Origin of the sequence: Saccharibacillus qingshengii (assembly GCF_013185195.1) — a bacterium.
Classification (GTDB): domain Bacteria; phylum Bacillota; class Bacilli; order Paenibacillales; family Paenibacillaceae; genus Saccharibacillus; species Saccharibacillus qingshengii.
In genome coordinates this window covers 1-21,786 of record NZ_JAAZWC010000028.1, presented here as the reverse complement: position 1 = coordinate 21,786, position 21,786 = coordinate 1, and the positions used below count along the sequence as shown (strand labels likewise).

At 51.8% G+C, this 21,786-nt stretch carries 15 protein-coding genes; 14 read left to right on the top strand and 1 reads right to left on the bottom strand.

Features of this window, described 5'->3' with window-relative positions:
* Positions 1–445 precede the first annotated feature (445 nt).
* The 14 genes from HRQ60_RS19200 to HRQ60_RS19135 all read left to right on the top strand — a co-directional run bounded on the left by HRQ60_RS19200 (position 446) and on the right by HRQ60_RS19135 (position 19,028).
* Positions 446–1,732 (top strand): adenylosuccinate synthase, encoded by a 1,287-nt coding sequence (locus HRQ60_RS19200; protein WP_172198953.1) that lies wholly within the window; start codon positions 446–448, stop codon positions 1,730–1,732.
* Positions 1,733–1,941: 209 nt separating this feature from the next.
* Positions 1,942–3,600 (top strand): peptidoglycan DD-metalloendopeptidase family protein, encoded by a 1,659-nt coding sequence (locus HRQ60_RS23930; RefSeq protein ID WP_172198951.1) that lies wholly within the window; start codon positions 1,942–1,944, stop codon positions 3,598–3,600.
* Between the two features lie 483 nt (positions 3,601–4,083).
* Positions 4,084–4,812 (top strand): response regulator YycF, encoded by a 729-nt coding sequence (gene yycF / locus HRQ60_RS19190; protein WP_172198949.1) that lies wholly within the window; start codon positions 4,084–4,086, stop codon positions 4,810–4,812.
* Positions 4,813–4,815: 3 nt separating this feature from the next.
* Positions 4,816–6,681 carry a cell wall metabolism sensor histidine kinase WalK gene (gene walK, locus HRQ60_RS19185; protein WP_172198947.1) on the top strand — a complete coding sequence of 622 codons (1,866 nt, stop codon included), beginning with the start codon at positions 4,816–4,818 and terminating at the stop codon, positions 6,679–6,681.
* Positions 6,678–7,967: a two-component system activity regulator YycH gene (locus HRQ60_RS19180; RefSeq protein WP_172198945.1), complete on the top strand. Its 1,290-nt coding sequence runs from the start codon at positions 6,678–6,680 to the stop codon at positions 7,965–7,967. The genes walK and HRQ60_RS19180 overlap by 4 nt, the downstream gene beginning before the upstream one ends.
* A 51-nt stretch (positions 7,968–8,018) precedes the next feature.
* Positions 8,019–8,759 carry a two-component system regulatory protein YycI gene (yycI, locus tag HRQ60_RS19175; protein ID WP_172198943.1) on the top strand — a complete coding sequence of 247 codons (741 nt, stop codon included), beginning with the start codon at positions 8,019–8,021 and terminating at the stop codon, positions 8,757–8,759.
* 30 nt (positions 8,760–8,789) lie between these two features.
* Positions 8,790–9,605 (top strand): MBL fold metallo-hydrolase, encoded by an 816-nt coding sequence (locus HRQ60_RS19170; RefSeq protein WP_172199045.1) that lies wholly within the window; start codon positions 8,790–8,792, stop codon positions 9,603–9,605.
* Between the two features lie 148 nt (positions 9,606–9,753).
* Positions 9,754–10,986 (top strand): S1C family serine protease, encoded by a 1,233-nt coding sequence (locus HRQ60_RS19165; protein ID WP_172198941.1) that lies wholly within the window; start codon positions 9,754–9,756, stop codon positions 10,984–10,986.
* A gap of 58 nt (positions 10,987–11,044) precedes the next feature.
* Positions 11,045–11,212, top strand: coding sequence for a CxxH/CxxC protein (locus HRQ60_RS19160; RefSeq protein ID WP_172198939.1), 168 nt, complete (start codon positions 11,045–11,047; stop codon positions 11,210–11,212).
* Between the two features lie 264 nt (positions 11,213–11,476).
* The gene (locus HRQ60_RS19155; RefSeq protein ID WP_172198937.1) at positions 11,477–12,544 is read left to right on the top strand and encodes a YdcF family protein; all 1,068 of its coding nucleotides are present in this window, start codon (positions 11,477–11,479) and stop codon (positions 12,542–12,544) included.
* Between the two features lie 77 nt (positions 12,545–12,621).
* Entirely contained in the window at positions 12,622–13,104 is a 483-nt protein-coding gene (gene greA, locus HRQ60_RS19150; protein ID WP_172198935.1) for a transcription elongation factor GreA, read from the top strand.
* 214 nt (positions 13,105–13,318) lie between these two features.
* Positions 13,319–13,798 carry a 23S rRNA (pseudouridine(1915)-N(3))-methyltransferase RlmH gene (gene rlmH / locus HRQ60_RS19145; RefSeq protein ID WP_172198933.1) on the top strand — a complete coding sequence of 160 codons (480 nt, stop codon included), beginning with the start codon at positions 13,319–13,321 and terminating at the stop codon, positions 13,796–13,798.
* 75 nt (positions 13,799–13,873) lie between these two features.
* The gene (locus HRQ60_RS19140) at positions 13,874–14,812 is read left to right on the top strand and encodes a restriction endonuclease (RefSeq protein ID WP_172198931.1); all 939 of its coding nucleotides are present in this window, start codon (positions 13,874–13,876) and stop codon (positions 14,810–14,812) included.
* The gene (locus HRQ60_RS19135) at positions 14,790–19,028 is read left to right on the top strand and encodes an Eco57I restriction-modification methylase domain-containing protein (RefSeq protein WP_172198929.1); all 4,239 of its coding nucleotides are present in this window, start codon (positions 14,790–14,792) and stop codon (positions 19,026–19,028) included. Before HRQ60_RS19140 ends, HRQ60_RS19135 begins: the two co-directional genes overlap by 23 nt.
* Positions 19,029–19,752: 724 nt before the next feature.
* Here HRQ60_RS19135 and HRQ60_RS19130 read toward each other — a convergent pair.
* Positions 19,753–21,648: a sensor domain-containing diguanylate cyclase gene (locus tag HRQ60_RS19130; protein WP_172198927.1), complete on the bottom strand. Its 1,896-nt coding sequence runs from the start codon at positions 21,646–21,648 to the stop codon at positions 19,753–19,755.
* Positions 21,649–21,786: the final 138 nt, after the last annotated feature.

Below are 21,786 nucleotides of genomic sequence, written 5' to 3'. Positions count from 1 at the left end.
GGCCCTCTGATAAATACATGCTTTTTTCCTTCGTGGGGAGGGAACGACGGCGCTTGGGCCTGCAAAGGCCTAAGCGACGGTATGAAGCAGACTGCAAAAAGCGGAAGAGACTGTCTCTTCCGCTTTTTTGCGTTTTCTTGGCGTAAGCTTTGCTTGCTCCCTCCTCATTTCCGAACATTAAATTCCTTCTGCTTCTTATTCGTTCGTTATTTATTTGACTTTGAAAAAACGGGCTGGTACACTGTAATTGCTGCGTTAAAGCAGCGCAAGGAGCGCTTTTCCGTGTTTTTCGTCCTTTTTTTCGGGCAAAAATACGTACAAAAGCCGTCTCCGCTCGTCCGTTAGCACGCTTCTCCGCCGGTATTTTCCACTGACGAAATTCCTGCCGGGATAGAGGACGGACGACCAATACAAAGGTGCAAAGGCACCCACGGAGGAATGTAAAATGTCAACGGTAGTCGTAGTGGGAACGCAGTGGGGAGACGAAGGAAAAGGCAAGATTACGGACTATTTGGCGGAAAGCGCCGACGTGGTCGCCCGTTATCAAGGCGGCAACAACGCGGGCCATACCATCTTGATCGAAAACAAAAAATACAAATTGACGATGATTCCATCGGGCATTTTCTATACGGACAAAGCCTGCGTAATCGGCAACGGGATGGTCATCAACCCGAAAGCGCTGATCGAGGAAATCAACTATATTCACGATAACGACTTCACGACGAAGAACCTGTCCATCAGCGATCGCGCGCATATCATCCTGCCGTATCATATGGTGCTGGACGCGCTCGAAGAAGAACGCAAAGGCCCGAACAAGATCGGAACGACCGGCAAAGGCATCGGCCCATGCTACATGGACAAAGCGGCCCGCATCGGTATCCGCATGGCGGACCTGATGGATGCCGAAGAGTTCGAGCTTAAGCTGCGCCATCTGGTGAAAGAAAAGAACCATATCATCGAACAGGTCTACGGCGGCGGAACGGTCAATGTGGAAGAAATCCTCAAAGACTATCTGGAGTATGCCGAAATTCTGCGTCCTTACGTCTGCGATACGTCGGTTGTGCTGAATGAGTACATCGATCAGGACAAAAAAGTGCTGTTCGAAGGCGCGCAGGGCGTTATGCTCGATATCGACCAAGGCACATATCCGTTCGTAACTTCGTCCAACCCGTCCGCGGGCGGCGTCTGCATCGGTTCGGGCGTCGGCCCGGCACGCATCAACCAGGTTATCGGCGTAGCCAAAGCCTACACGACGCGCGTCGGCGACGGTCCTTTCCCGACCGAGCTGCATAACGAAATCGGCGACACGATCCGCGAGACGGGCCACGAGTACGGCACCGTAACGGGACGTCCGCGCCGCGTAGGCTGGTTCGATACCGTCGTCGTTCGCCACGCCAGACGCGTCAGCGGCATCACGGGCTTGTCCCTGAACTCGCTGGACGTGCTGACCGGTCTCGACACCGTCAAGATCTGCACCGGCTACAAGTTCCGCGGCGAGATCATCTCGCACTATCCGGCAAGCCTCAAGCAGCTGGCCGAATGCGAAGCGGTCTACGAAGAAATGCCGGGCTGGAGCGAAGATATCACCGGTGCCAAGACGCTCGAAGACCTTCCGGAGTCGACCCGCAATTACGTGAACCGCGTCAGCGAATTGACCGGTATTCCGATTGCGATCTTCTCGGTCGGCCGCAATCGCGAGCAGACTAATCCGGTCCTGCCGATCTACGTTTAACCAACGCGGCGTTCCCGCAGTGCCGCGCTTTGTGCGCAAATCAAGCTGCTCAAAACGTCCAAACCCGCGCCCGGCGCGGGTTTTTTGCTTTGCTGCAAAGTTGAATTACCGACCGAAGCTGTGTTAAAGTAGACGAAGGTTTTTAAAAGGTTAAAATTTTGACACTATTTCGTCGGTAAGCTGCTGGGCAAAGGAGAAGATCGAAGAACATGAAGAGCTTGAACAACAACAGTCAGGGCGAGGCCGTATCCTCCGGGCAGTCGGAGATGCAGCAGGGGAGCAAGGTCGTCTTGGCAGGGGGAAAGCCGAGAAAGATTCGCCGCTGGGCGGCAGGAATCGCGAGCGGTGTCGTGCTGGCGGGCGGGCTGACTTTCGGCGGATTCAAATATGTAGAAGCCCATACGTTCACTTACTATACGGTGTATGCCGGAGATGCGGAGATCGGAACGATCGCCGACAAGAAACAACTCGACGAGCTGATCGCTAAAAAACGGCAGGAGTTCGAAGCCAAATATCCGAACGCCGACATGAAGCTGTTTACGGCGAACATTCGCGCGGAAAAAACCGAAGGCTACAAAGTCGTACCGGACACCGCCGCGACGCTGGGTAAGCTGGAAGGCACAATCAAAGCCTACGCCACCGGCGTCGAGCTGGTCGTGGACGGCAAAGTCATCGGAATCGTCAAAGACGAACAGACGGCGAAGAAGCTGGTAGCCAAAGCGGAAAAGTCGTACATCGAAAAAGGAACCCAAACCGCCGGAACCGCGGCGAAAAAGCTGGCTTCCACAGGCAGCTCTTCCGCGGCGGATTCTTCGTCGTCCAAGCTGAACTCGATCCGGATCAACGAGAAGATCGATTACAGTGAAACGGAGACTTCGCCGACACGGATTCTGACCGAGGAAGAAGCCTACAAGCTGCTGACGGTCGGTCCAAAAGATCCAGTGACCTACACCGTCGCCGAAGGCGATACGGTGAGCTCTATCGCGGCCAAATTCGGGATTACGCAGGACGACATTTACGCCAACAATACGGATATCAAGGAATTCACGCTGCAGATCGGCGAAGAACTGCGAATCACCCTGCCCGACCCGCTCATTACCGTTACTACGGTCGAATCGGTATCGGAAGTGATTCCGACCGCACCGGAGCTGGTCATTCGCCGGAATTCCGATCTGGCCGAGGGCAAGCGGATCGTCGCTTCCCCCGGCAAAAGCGGAGCAAAACGCGTCGATTACCGCCTGACCAAAGAAAACGGCGAGATTGTGCGCGAAGAATGGGTTGGACAGGAAGTGGTGCGCCGCTCCGCTCCGATCGTTATTGTAAAAGGGACCAAAGTGATCGTGGAAGAAAAGCCGGTGGTGGAAGAAGCCGAGGAAACAAACGAGCCGACCGTGGAAGAACCCGCTGCCGAACGTTCTTCGTCGGAATCCGAGGCATCGGAAAAGGAAGCCGCGGCCGAATCTTCTTCGGACAGCGACAACCAGGAAGAAGTGACTTCCGGCGGCAGCGGCTTCAGCTGGCCGGTCAGCGGCGCTTCGATCTCCAGCACCTACGGCACCCGCTGGGGCAAGCTGCATGCCGGAGTCGATCTGACAGGCCCGTCCACTATTATGGCGTCCGCACCCGGTACCGTCACGTATGCCGGCGAGATGAACGGCTACGGCAGTATCGTGATCATCAGCCACGGCGACGGATTCGAGACCCGCTACGGCCACCTGAGCCGTATCAACGTCAGCTCGGGCCAATCCGTATCCCGCGGCCAGTCGATCGGCGTGATGGGCAATACCGGCCGTTCCACCGGCACTCATCTGCATTTTGAGGTCCGTAAAAACGGCTCGCCGGAAAATCCTTTGTCTTATCTGCCTTAAGACTGTTAAGTCTGTCTAGAGTGATTTTCGCTTTAATATTTGAGTGTTTTGTGTCTTGATGTTCTTGAAGTCTTTGCATCTGATGCAGGCAGGCCGAGGCTTTTTCCCGCGCCAAGGCCAAGCCTTTTGCTCTTAAAAAAAGCCGCCGCCGGTATTTTCCGGCGGCGCTTTTCATGTCTGGAAGGTTTTGTGCTGCGAAAGGCTTGGGCGGAAGGGGAGTTCGTGTAGGAATGGTAATGTCCGCCTTTGAAATCGGGAAGCCTCCACTTGAGTCCAATCCAGCTTCCCGATTTCAACACGCGGCCGAAACGAATTCCCCTGGAGCTCTCCCACGCCTCCCGCCCACAACGAAACTTTCACGACATTCCGCGTCCCGGACCTTTCCCGGCGGCGCTTTTTCCCGTCTCCTATGGTAAAATAACGAAGATATCCCCGGTAAAGATCCCAAGAAGAACGGGGAGTCGAGCAAGGGGGCCAAACGAAATGCAGGGCAAAATCCTGGTTGTGGACGACGAACAGCCGATTGCGGATATTTTAAAATTCAATCTTGAAAAAGAAGGCTACGAGGTCATCTGCGCGTTTGACGGGATTCGGGCGGTCGAGCTTGCGCTCAGCGAGCGTCCGGACCTGATTCTGCTGGATCTGATGCTGCCGGGCAAAGACGGCATGGACGTCTGCCGCGAAGTGCGGACGCATCTGTCGGTGCCGATCATCATGCTGACCGCCAAAGACGGCGAGATCGACAAGGTGCTGGGTCTGGAGCTGGGCGCGGACGACTACGTCACCAAGCCGTTCAGCACCCGTGAACTGCTGGCCCGGGTCAAAGCGCAGATGCGCCGGCATCAACCGGGCGCTGCGCTGCATCCGGGCACGGGAGCCCAGCCGCAGCAGCGTCAGGGACTGACCGTAGATGCTCTTTTTATCGATACGGATATGTATATGGTGTACAAGAACGGCGAGCCGCTCGATCTGACGCACCGCGAATACGAACTGGTGTATTATATGGGCAAAAACGCCGGCAAGGTCATGACCCGCGAGCATCTGCTCCAGGCAGTATGGGGTTTTGAATACTTCGGCGACGTACGCACGGTAGATGTGACGATCCGGCGCCTGCGCGAGAAGATCGAAGACGACCCGAGCAAGCCGGAATACATTTTGACGCGCCGGGGTCTGGGCTACATGATGCGTTCGAACAAGCCCGGAGGGTTTTAGGCCATGTTTCGCGGAGCTTCCTTTTTTCGTTCCGTGCAGGCCAAGCTGATTATCGTCTACATGCTGCTGATCCTGATTGCGATGCAGCTGATCGGCGTTTACTTCGTCAGCGCGATGAAGACGTCGCTGACGAACAACTTTACCAACGATCTCAAAGAGCAGGCCGAACTCCTGTCCGTACTGGCCGGGCAGAACTGGTCGGGCAGCGGGGAAGCGGCCGAAGACAAAGCGGCAAGTCTGCGCACGCTGGTCGACAACTTCTCCAGCATGAGCAGCGGCGAGATCCAGGTGCTCGACGTCAGCGGCCGCGTGCTGATCACGTCGCTGTCCACGCATGCGGATCTGGTGAACAGCAAGAACACCCAGACCGTGGTCAGCCGGGCGCTGCAGGGCATCGACGATAACGAGGAATACATCATCGACGAAGACAATCTGCGCAAGAAGGTCGTCGCCAAGCCGGTGGTCAGCAGCGGCAAGATCGTCGGGGCGATCTATATCGTCGCTTCGATGCAGAGCCTCTACGATACGATGCAGCGGATCAACGGGATCTTTATCTCCGGGGTACTGATCGCGCTTGGGCTGACCGCCGTGCTCGGCGTTATTCTGGCGCATACCGTCACGCAGCCGATCAAGGAGATGACCAAGCGGGCAACCGCCGTCGCCGAAGGAAAGTTCCATGTCCGGATGCCGGTATTCGGCAGCGACGAGATCGGCCAGCTCGGCGAAGCGTTCAACCATATGACGAACCGCCTGCAGGGCGTGCTGTCGTTGAACGAAGAAGAAAAAGAAAAATTGGCTTCGATTCTGACCAATATGAGCGACGGCGTAATCGCCGCCGACGAATCGGGCTCGGTCATTCTCGTGAACCGGGTGGCCAGCGCGATGCTCGGAATGCGCGAAGTCGAGATGATCGGCCGGAGCATCTCGGAGCTGCTCGATCTGCCGGAAGAAGACGAAGAACTGCCGTCCGCCGGACTGCGCAGCCTGATTCTAGGCGGCAGCGGCGGTACGCCGGATTCGCCCGGCGGCCCGTCCGGCCTCGGCGACCTGACGATCAAAGCGACGCTGAGCCCGATCCATCGGCGCGAGAGCGGAACGGAGATCGGCGTCAGCGGTACGATCGCGGTGCTGCAGGATATTACCGAGCAGGAGCGTCTCGACACGCTGCGGCGGGAATTCGTCGCCAACGTGTCGCATGAGCTGCGGACCCCGCTGACCACGATCAAGAGTTACACCGAAGCGCTGGAAGACGGAGCGTTGGACGACCGGGCGGTGGCCGGACGTTTCGTCGGGGTTATCCAGAACGAGACGGAGCGCATGATCCGGTTGGTTACGGATCTGCTGCAGCTGTCGCGAATGGATTCCAAGGAAACGTCGCTGCGCCGCAAGAAGACCGATTTGTTCGAACTGGTCGAAGAAGTGACGGAACGCTTTACGTTTCCGCTTATGGACAAAGGCATCGGGATCCGGTTCAAAGCTTCGCCGGAACTCGGCATGGTCGACGTGGACCGCGACCAGATCGATCAGGTGCTGGACAATGTCGTCTCCAACGCCATGAAATACACGACCGAAGGCGGAGAAGTGACTCTGGAGGCGTACCGGCTTGAAGAAGGGCTGCGGTATGCGGTCGTCGTATCGGATACCGGGATCGGGATACCCAAAGAAGAGCTGGGGCGGATCTTCGAGCGGTTCTACCGGGTCGAAAAAGCGCGTTCGCGTGGAATGGGAGGCACCGGGCTCGGGCTTGCCATCGCGCGCGAAATCATCGAGGCGCACGGCGGAGAAATTGCGATCGAATCGGAACTCGGGCAGGGTACGCGCGTGACCTTTACGCTGCCCGCCTATACGGAAGGAGGCGGCGACAAGTGAAAGAGCGGCTCAAAACGGCGATGCTCACGCTGCTCGTCGCCGTCAGCCTGGTACAGAGCTATCTGCTGATCTACCGGCTGCCGGGTACGGGGTCGGCTGCCGTCTCGTCGGCCGGCTATGTGCGTACCGACGAGATGGGCGAGCAGCAGGGAGTCGAAGATACCCTGTATCCCGACCGGATGCTGATCCATATGGGCAAAGACCGGCATACGATTTTTTATCCCGATTCGGCGTTCTACAAGCTGATCTACGCACGGATTCAGGCGCGCGACTTCGCCGCTTTTCAGGTGCAGCGTATCTCGGATGCGAACTGGGAAAAGATCGCAGCCGACAATCCCGGTATCGAGCTGTCGTTCGGTACCGGACTGCCCGTGCCGCTGCTGCAAAAAACGATGCGCATCGCCGCGGATCCCGCGTTCGAAACGGCTCTGATCGATCGGATCTGGATCTACACGGGAAGCGGGGAAGAGAAGCCGCGGGCGTTCTTCTTCAGCGCCAAAGGCAGCGAAGTATATGAAGCGAAGCAGCTGGATCTGACGGTGCAGGACGTGCTTCAGCATGTGGCATTCGGCGAAGAATGGATGCCGTACACCCCGTTGAAAAAACATACGCTGTACGTGCCGTCCAAACCGGTCGTTTTGGCCGAAGCGGTGCTTGCGACCGATTCGTTCACCAGCGACCAGATGCAGCGCAATCTGTTCGCCGATCCGGCCGTGACGCGCAATATCCACGAGCAGGACGGTTCGGAGATTTATACCGACAGCAAGCGCAGCCTCCAGATCGAAGACAAAGCCCGCTGGATGACCTATACCGACCCGGCCGCCGCGCCGGCCATGCGTGCCGATGCGACCGAAAGCATGCTGTCGGCCGTCGACTTTATCAATCAGCACGGCGGATGGAACGGCCGCTACCGGGCGGAAATGGCCCAGATGGTCGATGAGTCGAATCTCGGCGTACGCTTCCAGCAGTATTACGGTTCGCTGCCGATCCTCGGCAGCGGTACCGTGCGCTACGGCTATATGAATCTGATTCTGCAGCAGGGAACCGTCTCGTTCTATGAACGGTCGCTGCTGGAGACGCCGGAAGCCGGCAAACAGGGTCCGCAGTATACCCTGCCCGGCGGTCAGGAACTGATCAACCGGATTACCAATATCGAAAAGGTACACGGCCAGCAGGTGGTGGACCTCTACCCGGCGTATACGCCGCGTATGAACGGCGACACGCTTCGGCTTGTCCCCGGTTGGGTCGTCGCCTTGGAAGACGGCTCGATCGCGACATTCAGCTGAGCGTGAACGAACCGGCAGGCAGTTCCGGCCGGCGAGAGGAGGAAGCGGACCTTGGATTGGGGAAGGGCGAAAAACGTATTGATCTATGCGTTTCTGCTGCTGAATTTGGTGCTGGGCTACCAGCTCTGGAGCGATGTGCGGGAGCAGCGCGGAGTCAGCCTCGGTTTCGACTCGCTGAGCGAGAGCACCCAGCGCGCGATGGAAGAGAAGAATATCCAGGTGCTGACGTCCGTTCCGGCCGACACGCCGGCACTGCCTAAGATTTCGTACCGATATACCCGACAGGCAAGCAGCAAGCCGATACAGTTGGACGTTCCGGCGGACAGCAAACTGATCTTCGCTCCCGGCGATCTGGCCGCGGCGCTGAAAAGCGAGATCCCGGAGATCGGCCAATACAGCTACGATGCGTTTGCCGCAGGCGGCAGCGGGGACGGTTCGTTCACGCTGCACCCGCTGTTCGGCAGCCAGTGGCCGCTGTTTAACGCGAACCTGGAACTTTTTTATACGGATCAGAAGATTACCGCTTACCGCGGCGCTCCGGTGGAGATTCAGGATGCGGGCGGTGAGGCGGAAGTGCTTCCGGCGCAGAAAGCGCTGGGCACCCTGATCGAGAATTATCTGCCCGAAGGGGCGGTCGTGAAAGAGATCGTGCTGGGCTTCTACGGCCAGACGTTCGACTCCGAGACACAGGTGGCGGCCCCGGTCTGGCGGTTCACAATCGAAAACAGCGCTTCGCCGACGTACAGCGTGTATTATGTACAAGGGGCAAGCGGAGACGTTATCAGTCCTTGAGCAGCAGAGAGAAGGAGATTATCAATGAGTATGGGAATGCGTTTTACCGTCTTGTCCAGCGGATCGACGGGCAATGCCACGGTGATCGAACTGGGCGGCACGTCGATTCTGGTCGATGCGGGCCTCAGTGCCAGAAGACTGGAAGAGCTGTTTCGCGAGCGCGGCGTGTCGCCGGATCAGCTCAGCGGCATTCTGGTTACGCATGAGCACTCGGATCACGTCAAAGGCCTGGGTGCGCTTGCGCGCAAATACAAACTGCCGATTTATGCGAACGAGAAGACGTGGGAAGGCATGAAGAAATTCGTCGGCCAGATCGAACCGAACCAGCGCAAGATTCTGGAGACCGGCACGGCTGTTGATTTCGGTTCGCTGCGCGCCGCTTCGTTCGGCATCTCGCACGATGCGGCGGAGCCGGTCGGCTATACGTTCGACGACGGGATCAACAAGCTGAGCCTGGCGACCGATCTCGGATATATGAGCGACCGGGTCAAGGAAGCGATCTACGATTCGGATGTGCTGGTACTGGAATCGAACCACGATATCGAGATGCTGCGCATGGGCCGGTATCCGTGGAATATCAAACGGCGGATTCTCAGCGATATCGGCCATTTATCCAACAATGCGGCCGGAGAAGCACTCGGGGAGCTGCTGAACGGACGCTTGAAGCGGACTTATCTGGCCCATCTCAGCCGCGACCACAATATGCTGGATATCGCAAGAATGACGGTTCGCTGCTCGATGGAAGACAGCGGCGTCTTTTTTAAGGACAGCGAATTCGAACTGCGCGATACGTACTGGAACATGCCGACGCCGTGGGACGAAGTCGGCAGCAAAAGCGGCGAATAAACGCAGCGTCGGCGGACAAGCAATCGGTTTAATGGATAGGGGACTATCGGCATCAGAACAAACGTCCGAAGCTGCCGCTTCGTCCATCCGGCTTGGCCGGAACCGGGCTTGCGGCAGACGGTTGGCATAGATGGAAGGAAGGGTGACCATGAGCCTGTTTGACGACGAGTATTACCGCGGCAGCGGCAGCCGCAAAGGCTTCAGCGAACAAAACCCGCGCCGCCGGGGACGTTCCGGCGGAAACGGCTACGGACGCGGAACGCGCGGCGCCGCTCCGGCTTTCTTGGGAGCGGTGATCGGTTCGCTGCTGACCGTACTGCTGCTGGGCGGAATCTTTGCGGCGTTCGTGCTGCCCCGCATAGGCGGAACCTCGCTCGCGTCGGCTTCCGCTTCGCCGGATCCCTATGATCGCATTGTGCAGGCCGCGGCTTCGGCCCGCCCTGCGGTGGTCAGTATCGTCAACCACCGAACCGCCGGAGAACTGACCCTGGAGAGCGCCGCTCTCGGTTCGGGGGTCGTTTTTGAGAAGCAGGGGAGCAAAGCCTACATTATTACCAATCATCATGTCGTCGCCGACGCCGAGGAGCTGGAAGCGGTGCTGATCGATGGGACCCGCCTCAAAGCGAAAGTGATCGGTTCGGATATGATCACCGATGTGGCCGTGCTGGAAGTCGACGCCAAAAAAGTTCGGAGCGTCGCGGAGATCGGCAATTCGGATCGGCTGGATCTCGGCGAGACGGTGATCGCGCTTGGCAATCCGCTGGGTCTCGGCGATACGCTGACCTCGGGCATCGTCAGCTATCCCAAGCGGATTATGCCGGTCTCGCTCAATGAAGACGGCGTCTACGATTGGGAACAGCAGGTCATTCAGACGGATGCCGCGATCAACGAAGGCAACAGCGGCGGCGCGCTGGTCGATCTCGACGGCCGGCTGATCGGCATCAACACGATGAAGATCGCAAGCACCGGCGTCGAAGGCATCGGTTTTGCTATTCCGATCAATCAGGTCATGACAACGGTCGACGAGCTGCAGAAGAGCGGACGGATCAGCCGGCCTTATCTGGGGGTCTACTCACTGGATCTGAGCAATCCGTACTCGCCGATGGCCGAAGACCAGGTCGATAAGCTGAAGCTGCCGAGCAGCGTGGAGAAAGGCGTTGTCGTGCTGGAATCGCTCGGACCCGCCAAAGAAGCGGGGATCAAGCTGAACGATGTTATCGTCGGCTTCGACAACCAGTCGATCGATTCCACGCTGATGCTGCGCAAGTATCTGTACGGCTACAAGAAGATCGGCGAGAAAATGACCATCAGCTATTACCGCGACGGCAAAAAGCAGAAAGCGACCGTGACGCTTGGGGAGCGTCCGGACGCCGGCAAGTAGACCGCTTTTTGCAGCGCCTGCCTTGTGTATTCAAATCCAATAATCGGGAGTGTCCTTTATGTACTGTGTATGCAAACAACATATCGAAAATGCGCTTGAACAATTTCTGGACGAATACGAAGAAGCACCGGACCTTGTGAATCTGCAGGAGACCGAATTCTCCGATTGGGACCCGCCGCTCAAATGCGCGCACTGCGAGGAACCGGCTATCGTGCTGGTGGTCTAGTACCCTTTCAACTCTTAATCCGAGGTTTACGTTTTCCTGAACTAACAATTCCGTCGGAGACTTCGTACACGCTTCAAGTACGAAATCTCAGGGGAGCGTAACCTTACCTTTAGTGTTGACAAGGTACTAGCCGGCGTTTGTCCGGAGATTGGCTCGAAATCTCATACCATACGACCGACCGACAGGCCGTCCGCATCAATCCGGCATCGCCGGATCCGTGGACGGCTATTCGGCCTTCGGAACGAAAGGGAGCTTTGACAACCGATGATCTTCCTTTTTAGTTACGGACTGACCGCGCTGATCCTGCTGGCGTTTGTGGTCAGCTACATACGCGACAAACGCCGGATTCGCGTAGGCATGCTGCTGACTTCGGGTCTGCTGCTGTTGGCTTTCTCGCTGATGATCAGCCTCCTGCAGGCGGCCAGCGACAGCGACGCCGTCATGTACGCCGCCGCTTTTGGCGGGCTGGCTTTCGTGGTTCTGCTGCCGCTGCTGGTGATCGGAACAGGGGCGGGCTTGATCTACAACGCGCGTATTTTATGGAGAAAAGAAGGCTTAAAGCCCAAAAATCTGCTGACGCTGGGTCTCGGCCTGCTGATCTTTGTATTCCTGGGCGTGCTGATCTCGTCTCCGCTGTGGTCGCCCCATGAAGAGCTGGCGCTCCCGATCGCACTGGCTACGACGATTGTCGGCTACCTGGGCTTCGTGTTTCTGTGTTATCTGGTCTCCTGCGTCCTGTATAACCTGGTGCGTCCGCGCGTGCCGCGCGATTATATCGTCGTGCTTGGCGCCGGACTCAAAGGCGACCAAGTCACGCCGCTGCTCGCCGGACGGCTGAAGCGGGGGATCGCTTTTTACCGGAAGCAGGAAGACCTGCTGTATGTGCCGCCCGTATTCGTCGTCTCCGGCGGCAAAGGTTCGGACGAGATGATCTCCGAAGCCGCCGCCATGCGCAATTATCTGCTGGAGCAGAACATTCCCGATTCGCAGATCCGCATGGAAGACCAATCGGTGAATACGCTGGAGAATATGGCTTTTTCCAAACGGATCATGGACGCGGAGAGCGGGGAAGGAAAGTATACGTGCGTGTTCGCGACCAACAACTTCCACCTGTTCCGGGCCGGCGTCTATGCGCGCAAAGCGGGACTCAAAGCCGACGGAATCGGAGCGAAAACGGCTTTCTATTATCTGCCGAACGCGTTTATCCGCGAGTACGTCGCGATCTTGTCCATGTACCGCAAATGGCATGCTATTCTGCTCGGTACCGTGGTCGTTCTGTTCGGCCTGATGGCCCTCGCTCTCTGGTGGTCAAATCGCTCGCTTGTCGTCTAATTTTCGAATAAGTCGATTGTTGGCGCGAAAAAGAGTACACTAGAGAGAGAAGAAATTCGAGTGGGGTGAGCAAAAGCATGGCAGACGAAGAAGTAGTAGTACTGACTCAAGAAGGATTCGACAAGCTCCAGGCGGAGCTCGACGACCTCAAATACGTGAAACGCAAAGAATTGGCCGCGCGCATCAAGCTTGCGATCAGCTACGGCGACCTGAAGGAAAACAGCGAGTACCATTCGGCCAAGGACGACCAGGCTTTCATGGAGACGCGCATTATCATTCTGGAGAAAATGCTGATCAAAGCACGGATCGCGGAAGCAAGCAGCGGCAGTTCCGGCATTATCGGCGTAGGTTCGAACGTCGTCCTCAAAGACATCGAGTTCGGCGACACGCTGGAATACCAGGTGGTCGGACCGGCCGAAGCGGACGTTGTAGACGGCAAGATCTCGTACGAAAGCCCGCTTGGCAAAGCGCTGATGGGCAAAAAAGTCGGCGAGAAGATCAACGTCGACGCGCCGATGGGCACGATTCATTATGAGCTGCTGGAAGTCAAAGGCTCGTAGGGAACTGCGCTTGGGCAGGATGGGCGTTCAAAGCTGAACAGATCGGAAAAGAAAAGACGGCTGACCGGCGGATACGCGGGGCGGACGTCTTTTTGCTGTGCGGAGGGAAAGGGAGATAGGCGGCGGAAGATTGCTTATTTTCCTTCGTTCGCGTCGTCCGGGCTGTCGTATAATAGAGGCAGACGCATATTACGAACGGACAACGGGAGGACTTATGTTTATTCAAATCATCGGAGTCGGCAAGTTGAAGGAAAAATACCTGGTGCAGGGCATCGCGGAATACAGCAAACGGCTGACGCCTTATTTGAAATTGCAGATCGTCGAAGTGCCCGACGAGAAAGCACCGGACTCCTTAAGCGACGCGGAAGTGAAGATCGTGAAAGACAAAGAAGGCGAGCGGATCTTGAGCCATATCAAGCCCGACGCCCACGTGATCGCGCTGGCGCTGGACGGGAAGATGTGGAGCTCCGAAGACCTGGCCTCCGAGCTGGACCGGCTGGGAACCTACGGCAGCAGCCACGTCGTCTTCGTGATCGGCGGCAGCCACGGGATCAGCGACGATGTCCTGAAGCGCGCCCAGCAGAAGCTGTGCTTCGGGCGCATGACGCTGCCGCACCAGCTGATGCGGTTGGTGCTGCTGGAGCAGGTGTATCGGGCGGTGAAGATTAACAGGAATGAACCGTATCATAAGTAGGGCGGAACTTTTACTTCTATTTTTCGTGGACTAGCTCTAAACTGTTTGTCATAATAAAGTGGGAGGTGTGGCGTAATGCAAAAAATAGCAGAACCGAACGATAATTTATTGCCGGATGTCATAGAAGACGACCTCTATATACAGATGCCGCATATTTTCGAAATCCTGTTGCTTGACAGGACAACCTCCTCTACCAAACGCGCAAAGAATATCATCTGGGCAAATGACAACTATAATGAATACGGCTCGGAATCATATGCGGCTACAGCTCAGATACGTCAGGAACTTATCACAGGCAAGCGTGGCAAACTGATCATGCCTCGAGCCCTGAAGACAGCCGAACTACAAAAGAAACGCACAAAAACAAAAGCAGAAGTATTCACTCCGACATGGATCGTAAAATTGCAAAATGATGCGATTGACGCCGACTACAAAGCCGACGATTTGGAAACGTATACCCGTCGCAAATGGCTTGAGATAGCCTGCGGAGAAGCGCCATACATGGCGACACGCTATGATATGGAAATCGGTGAAGTAATACCACTTATGGGGCGGCAAGGCTTTTTGGACCGCAAACTCGCACGAATCAACACTGAGGTGGTCGACAAAGCGGAGTGGCAGCGATTAGTCGAATTGGCGTACAAGTCAAGCTATGGATTCGAGTGGAACGGAGATTCACTTTTACTAGCACGTGAGAATTTGCTATACACATACCGCGACTATTATATGGATAAGTGGAGAGAACCTCCTACTTACGGGCTGTTTAAGGCTATCGCCGTAATCATCAGCTATAACGTCTTCCAGATGGACGGGCTTACTTACACCATTCCACTGTCTGGAACAAAAGAACAGGTTCAGGAATATCAGTTATCGCTGTTTGATCTGGATGAACCCGAGAAAGAGGAGTGGATAATCGTTCCGGGCAAGCGCGTCAGAATTATGAATTGGGATACCAATAAAATGGAGTTCTTTGATAAGGGGGTAAAAAAGGATGAGCGAAAACACAATCATTAAAACAACAAAAACAGTTTATCCTCAGATTTATGCTTATGTTCTCCCCGAATATAAGCCGAACGAGGGTTGGATTAAAATTGGATATACCGAACGTCGAAATGTTGATGAGCGTATTCGTCAGCAGACGCAAACGGCAGGTATTTCCTATTCAAAATTATGGTCTGAACCGGCAAAGTTTCATGACTCTGACGAGTGGTTCTTCGATAAGCAACTCCACGATTATCTGCGTAGGTTCAAGCAAATCAAACAACGGCCCAATACAGAATGGTTCTATTACAACGGAACTCCCGAACAGGCTCACTCCGACTTCGATGAGTTTCGGTACAAGAAACACAGTCAAGTTCGTAAGGGACTCGAATATCAACTTCGTACCGAGCAAGAAGCGGCTGTTCAGACGACGCTTGATTACGTCGAGACGCATAAGGGCGGCGAGTTCCTATGGAATGCAAAGCCGCGCTTTGGAAAGACGCTCACGACTTATGACCTTGCCCGCCGTATGAGAGCGCAAAAGGTATTGATTGTCACGAACCGTCCGGCAATCGCCAACTCGTGGTTTGACGACTTTCAGACCTTTATCGCATGGCAGACAAATTATCGCTTTGTCTCAACTGCCGATACGCTGAAAGAACGCCCTGTGCTAACTCGTGAACAATTCTTCACCGAAAACTTCGGAAAGCCTGAAGGGGATCATACCGGCTGTGTCGCCTTCATTTCACTGCAAGATTTGAAAGGTGCAATCAGCTTCGGCGGCTACCACGACAAATTGAAATGGGTCAAGGAGCTGGTGTGGGATTTGCTCGTCATAGACGAAGCGCACGAAGGTGTCGATACCTTTAAGACGGATGTCGCCTTTAACAATATCGCGCGCCATTTCACTCTGCACCTGTCTGGTACTCCATTCAAAGCGGTTGCAAGTGGCAAGTTCTCCAAGGAGCAAATTTATAACTGGACATATGCCGATGAACAGGAAGCGAAAGAATCGTGGCCGGAGAGTAGTGAGGAGAACAATGTCTACGAGGGATTGCCGCGGCTGAATCTCTTTTCCTACCAAATGAGTCAAATGATAACCGATGAGGTGAACAGGGGCGCGAAGATTGAAGGCAAAGACATCCACTTTGCTTTTGATTTAAATGAGTTTTTTGTCACAGGAGAAGGCGGCAAGTTCGTACACGAAGCCGAGGTTCGGAAGTGGCTTGACACCTTAACGCGTAACGAGAAGTACCCGTTCTCAACATCCGAACTGAGAGCGGAATTGAAACATACCTTCTGGCTGATGAACCGTGTGGCGAGCGCAAAGGCTATGGAGAAACTTCTCCGCGAACACCCTGTGTTTGAGCGTTACGAGGTTATTTTAGCCGCCGGGGACGGCAGAACCGACGAGGATGATCCTGCCGCAACGCAGAAGTCGCTTGACCGGGTTCGAAAGGCCATCAAAGCCCACGATAGGACGATCACGCTTTCGGTCGGGCAGTTGACAACGGGCGTGACCGTTCCCGAATGGACTGCCGTGTTGATGCTCTCCAATCTCAAATCCCCAGGCCTCTATATGCAAGCGGCTTTTCGCGCTCAAAATTCGTGGAGCTATGATGTTGAAGGCGAGAAGCGCCGCAAACAGAACGCCTACGTCTTTGACTTTGCGCCTGAGCGGACGCTCATCATCTACGACGAGTTTGCCAACAACCTGAACGGCGAGACGGCTGGCGGAAGTGGCCCTACATCCTGCCGCGAGGCAAATATCCGCAAGCTACTCAACTTCTTCCCTGTAATCGCTGAAGACGATGAGGGCAAGATGATTGAACTGGACGTCAGACAAGTTCTGACGATTCCAAAGACAATCAAAGCCCAGGAAGTCGTCAAGCGTGGCTTTATGTCTAATCTACTATTCCAGAACATCTCGGGTATCTTCGCCTCCAGCGAGGCGCGTGAGATTCTGGAACAGCTTAACCCTGTTGCACCAGGTAAGGTTATACCCAGTCAAACAAGCAGCACGATTGACACGAAAGACGTGGAAGTGGATGGCGATGGGAATGTAGTTGTTGACCCAACTGTTGTCGTTGCGTTGACGGATGCACGGTTCGGGGCAAAGATCTATGCTGATGTTACTGAGATCGCCGGGCAAGCCGCAGAACAGCCGTCATCATCGCTGACAAGTAACATAACGAACGCCTTTACCCATGGCATACTGAATACGGTGAAGGAAATCGCAAAAGAGAATTCCGTAACCGCGACCCAAGCTGAGCAGATCGTGAAGCATAACGCCAATGTCCTCGCCCGCGAAGTGGAAATGGTCAAGAAGCAGGCTAAAATTCGAGAAACCGAGGCGGCAACCACATACGATAAGGAGAAAGCGGCGGCAACCGCCTCAAATGATAGTCATGCTATAGCTGAAGCCAAGGCACAGTATGAAGCGGCGCAACGGGCAATCGCCGAAAACCTGCAACAAGACCTCGTCAGTAAGGTTGCGGAGAAGACAAAGGAACTAACGCAGAAATCTACCGAGGAGATCCTTCAAAAAGCCCAGGAGAAAAAGAAAATCACTGTTGAAGACGACATTCGCGCTCGTTTACGCGGGTTCGCCCGCACAATTCCGTCGTTCCTGATGGCATACGGCAAATCGTCCACGACGCTTACAAACTTCGACGTGAATATCAAAGACTCAGTCTTCAAGGAAGTCACGGGCATTACCCTTGACCAGTTCAGGGCGTTGCGTGATAAATACAATTTCTTTGACCCGGTCGTCTTTGATGAGTCTGTTCAGGAGTTTCTACACAAAAAAGAGGAACTGGCGAATTACTTTGACGACAGCCAGACCGAGGATATCTTCGATTATATTCCGCCGCAACACACTAACCAGATTTACACGCCAAAAAAGGTTGTACAGCTGATGCTTGATAAGTTGGAAGAAGAAGACCCCAACTTATTCACCGACAAGGATATAACCTTTGCCGATTTGTATGTCAAGTCCGGTTTATACCTGACCGAAATCGTAAAACGCCTATATGTCGGGCTTGAGGACATTATCCCTGACAAGGACGATCGGTTGAAACACATCCTTGAGCATCAAGTCTACGGCTTTGCACCGAGCGAGATAATCTATAATATAGCTAGAAACTTTGTGTTTGGTAACTTTGCCAATATCAACGATTCGCATTTAGAATACCGCGATTTGACTGAAGCGGCGAAGAACGGGGGAAACTCAGAAATGAAATTTGATGTCGTAGTCGGTAACCCGCCGTATCAGGTAAGTGGAGAAGCAAGAGATGAGCCAATTTATCACTACTTTTATGACCTTGCAGAACAGACTTCACAAAGATACTGCTTAATCTCGCCTGCTCGCTTTCTGTTTAATGCTGGCCAAACCCCTAAGACATGGAATGCAAAGATGCTCGACGACAAACACTTAAAAGTCAAATTTTACGAGCAAAACAGCGCAAGTGTATTTGCTAATACGGATATAAAAGGTGGCATAGCAATCGTTTATCGTAATAGTCAACAAGTTTATGGGGGTATTGGTGTTTTCACTCATTATGAAGAGTTGAATTCTATCGTGAGTAAAACCGCAAAACTTAGTGAAGTGAATTTTTCTACTATTGTTCAACCGCAAGGAATATATCGTTTTTCTGAATTGTTTTTCACTAAGTACCCACAAGCAGAAGACATGCAAGGGAAAGGAACTAAGAATAAAATAGTTTCCAAGTCGTTCTCTCAGATGGACTTTGCTTTTCATAACGAAAAAACAGCTTCTGATGAGGTAAGTATGTTGGGCTTGGTCAGCGGCAAGCGAGAGTACAAATGGATTTCGTCGAAGTATCTTGTTCTTCCCAAGTCTTTTGAAAAGTTCCGTGTGATTATTGCAGAAACCAATAATACTGGTGTCCTCGGTGAAACTTTAAGTAGCCCGCTCATAGGCCTTCCATTAGTCGCGCATACTGATACATTTTTAACTGTAGGAGCCTTTGATACTGAGGCTGAAGCAAACGCCGTTCTGAAATATATTAAAACAAAATTTACGCGTGTGTTGTTAGGAGTATTGAAAATAACACAACACAATTCTCGCGCTACATGGGCGAAAGTCCCCTTACAAGACTTTACGCCGCAAAGCGACATCGACTGGACGAAATCTATTCCGGACATCGACCGTCAGTTATACGCTAAATACGGGCTTGATGAAAAGGAAATTACGTTCATCGAAACAAAGGTTAAAGCGATGGAGTGAGGCACCGCAAAACTCCGAAGTAGAGGGTAAGCCCAATTAAAAGGTTACAATTACATGTAAAGAAAGAATATATTGCTGATTCAATCATTTTCCTGGGTTTAATAGGGCAAGGGCAATTTCCCGGAAACCCCGAGCGCAACGCAGACTGCTTTCATTGTCGCACATAAGAAAGAGGCAGCCCCTCAGTCATTACTATGACTTTTGAGGCAGCCTCTTTTTTCGCATTTAGAGTGATACAGTGAACCGTACCACAAGTAAATGAGGTTTTTTAAGGTCATTAAAATTATTATTGTATCAGGTATGCAGTGAATTTAAATTAGATGGGGATAGAAATATAGTTAATACTGAGTGAACATGGTGCATAGGAACTAGCATGCCATCGTATAATTTAACAGAACAATTCTAGAAAGAGCCTAAATCTTAATCAAAATGGGTTAGGCTCTTCATTTACGAATCAGCACTACTTAGAAAGTATTACCAATATTTAAATTCCATTAAAGAATCTTAAAGTGAGTTTATGTGTACATGCTATTGTAAGTGAAATAGAAATAATCAAATATAATGATAGTGAACAATACATGCTAGAAATGGTTACCGATAATAATCATGAAATGTAAATGAATATGTCAGTACATTACATCTTAAAAAGAGAACAGGGATATATTTTTGAATTCCAATATAATTTAGTCTGTTATGTTAGATTTTCTCCACAATATCGAGATGCTTACAGATGTTTAATTTCATTCTGATAAAACAATGATATGGAATCTCTGCCAATTTGTTTTGAACGATAAAGAGCTTCGTCAGCCTTACTAATTAGTTGATCTTTTTCTACTAGATTTGCAGAAGTAGAATGGGCAATTCCGATACTAATTGTTACTGTATCTGTAACCGTTGAAGTTTTATGTTGGATTTTTAATTTATGAATGACATCATTCATATCTTTAGCTATATCAACGGCTTCTTCAACGGATTTCCCATCTAATAAAGCAAAGAATTCTTCTCCGCCATACCTTGCAAAGAACCCTCCAACCATATCCAATCTATTTTTCAATGATTGAGCAACTAATTTTAGCACCTCATCCCCTTTTTGATGACCATACGTATCATTAAAAAGCTTAAAACAATCTATATCGATCATAAATACCGTAATTGGTTTCAATAAATCCTTGTTCATCTCCCAAACCTCTTCATAATTTTGGTTGAGTGACCGTCTATTCGGAACATTTGTTAGAGTATCAATGTTTGAAAGAATTTCGAGCTTCTGATTCAGTTGTTTTAGTTCATTTTGGGATCGCTCCAGTTCAGAAGTTCTTATTTGCACTTTTTCCTCAAGGGTGTTATTTAGTTCTCCTAAACGAGTAGACAGGGTTTCAACTTTTTGAAAGGTAGATGCATATTTAATAGCAAGAACGATGGACTGAGCAAAGATAAAGATATATAATCCAACACTTGTAAAATCACCTGTATGAATCCATTCATTGTAATAAAGGACATCATTTAAGGCTGTACAAGTAAAAATGACGGTTGAGATTAATAAAACCTTTACACCTGGAACATTTCGCTTCCACGCTTTGGTCAATTCAAAAAGTACATACAACATCATCGCTGTCATAATCAGTTGATAAAAGTTAATCGTATACGAAAAAACTTTAGCAGGTGTAAACAAGGCAAATAAAGAATAAAGTAAACTTATAAAAAAGGATATTTGTAAAACGGATTTTTTAATATAGTTAAGAAACATTGCATTAAGAAACAATAAAAATACTGGAAACGCGATTGAAATCGTCCAATATTCGATTTTTCTGTGCCATTCCCAAGAGAAATTAGGGAGTAGATCGGTTAAAACTACCTCGCCAACTACCAGCGAGCGAAGAGCAATTAGTAAACAAAGAATCCCAAAATAGAGAGCAGCTCGATCTGTTCTACGTAGAATATAAATAACAAAATGGTAAAATCCGAAAATAGTTAAACCACCAATAATAAACATTTCTTTAAGCATTCGTTTCTCAGCCATACTTATTAATTCTTCTGCATTTCCGAACAAAAACTCTCCCCAAATTCCACCGTTTCGTTCAGAGTAATTAGAAACCTGTAAAACTAGATCAAATTCTGGCTTATCTAAATCAAGAGTGATGACTTGTGGATTATAGGTTGGACGTTCATCTTTTGAACTCATACCAATTTCACCAATTTGACTCACTAATTTCCCATTGATCCATAGTTTCGATGCATTCGAAATAAGCGGTATATAAAGGCCCTTAGGAGTTGATAAGCTCTCCTCATTTACTTTTATTTTAAGTGTATATGTGGCATGTCCCTCACCTGGTAATGTCTCATTGTTTATTTCAGAACCCATCCACATATGAGGAAATGAAACAAAAGTTGAAGGATTATCCGGTACTTTTTCTGGTTTGAGGAATTTATGCCAATATAAACCCCACTCCCCACTCATCTCTACATAATTGTGTTCTTCAAAATTTATATCACGTAAATCAAGTACCCCATTTTTTGCTGTTATCTCATTACCATGAACTGCAAAATTAACAGTTGGAGCAACTGTCAAACAAGTAAACACCATCAGAAACAATAATAAAAGGAATTTTTTACTTCTTTCCATACTTATCTCTCCACTCGTCTTTTGGTGCGATTATTCTTTAGATGTCAAAAACAAAGTATAAGACGGATTGTAAAATGAAGTGCAACACCTCGAACTGAATACAAAAAGGGCTCATGGCCGGATTCGTGTAGAATAAAG